At 43.7% G+C, this 1,327-nt stretch carries 1 protein-coding gene; it reads left to right on the forward strand.

Annotation, left to right across the window (positions count from 1 at the left end; all coding sequences use genetic code 11):
- The first annotated feature begins 126 nt into the window (after positions 1-126).
- On the forward strand, positions 127-1,191 hold the full coding sequence (locus BMY62_RS15840) for an IS5 family transposase (protein WP_143058851.1): 1,065 nt from the start codon (positions 127-129) through the stop codon (positions 1,189-1,191).
- The last annotated feature ends 136 nt before the right edge of the window (positions 1,192-1,327 follow it).

A 1,327-nucleotide genomic window follows, 5' to 3' on the forward strand; every position in this document is an offset into this window, starting at 1 on the left:
GGGCATATCTAAAAATTGCGATTACAAAACGAAGCAAGTCTGGAAGTGAAGTTATTTTTCCTGGTTAGTGTATAATAACATTTTGTTTATTATATAGAATAGACGTTTTCGTTGATATAGGATCCAATCATGCAACTCAGTTTTTTTGACCTTGAAAATCGCTATGAACAGTTAAGCAGGCTAAAAGATCCGCTTGAAGAACTGAATCGCATGATCGACTGGAATTTATTTGCTGACCTTCTCAAAGAGACAACTAAGAAGCCCAGGAAAAGCGCAGCGGGTCGCAAACCGTTTGATCGGGTGATGCTATTCAAGATGCTGGTATTGCAAAGAATGCATAATCTATCGGATGATCGGTTGGAGTATCAAGTGCGGGATCGATTGAGTTTCATGCGTTTTTTGGGACTTGATTTGGCGGGGGTAGTGCCGGATGCAAAGACGATGTGGGCGTTTCGGGAGGAGTTGAAGGAGAATCAACTGATTGAACGACTGTTTGCAAGATTTGATGAATGTTTACGGAAGCTGGATGTTGAGCTGAAGTCGGGGCAGATCATTGATGCGACCTTTGTGACTGTTCCCAAACAACGTAATACGCGTGATGAAAACAAGATTATCAAGGAAGGTGCTGTTCCGATTGAATGGGGACAGAATCCTCAAAAGCTGGCACAAAAAGACATTGATGCACGTTGGACGAAGAAGGGCAATGAGTCGTTTTATGGTTACAAAGATCACGCGAATGTGGATCAAGGGACCAAGCTGATAACCGCCTGGGAAGTTACATCAGCGGAAGTTCACGATAGTCAGGTTTTGGGAGAAGTGCTGCAATCGCCTGAAATGGGAGGAACTGATGTTTACGCGGATTCAGCTTATCGCAGCCAGGAGCAGGAAAAAAGTCTGACTGCCACTGGGCACACGAGTCGCATTCACGAAAAGGGTGCTCGCAATCGTCCACTCACGGAAGCGCAAAAATCCAGCAACAAAGAGAAATCACGGGTGCGTGCGCGGATCGAACATGTATTTGGTTCGATGACGAATGAACTGGGCGGAATCACTATTCGTACCATAGGGCTTATGAGAGCAAAAGTACAGATAGGCTTGCTCAACCTCGTTTATAACATTAAGCGTGTAGCGACGTTGATTCGCAAAAGATACTTCAGTTTCGACAGGGTTATTGCGTCAGAAATTGCCTAAAATAGGAAAAAACGAGAGGGTAACAGCCCAAAACCGCCTTGAATTGAGAATAAATCAAATTCTTGAACAGAAAAATAGTCGGAAATCCAGCTAATCGTTCCCTGGCTTGGAAAGATTCGCTTTAAGTATATTTTTA

Origin of the sequence: Nitrosomonas marina, from assembly GCF_900111605.1 — a bacterium.
GTDB classification, from domain to species: Bacteria; Pseudomonadota; Gammaproteobacteria; order Burkholderiales; family Nitrosomonadaceae; genus Nitrosomonas; species Nitrosomonas marina_A.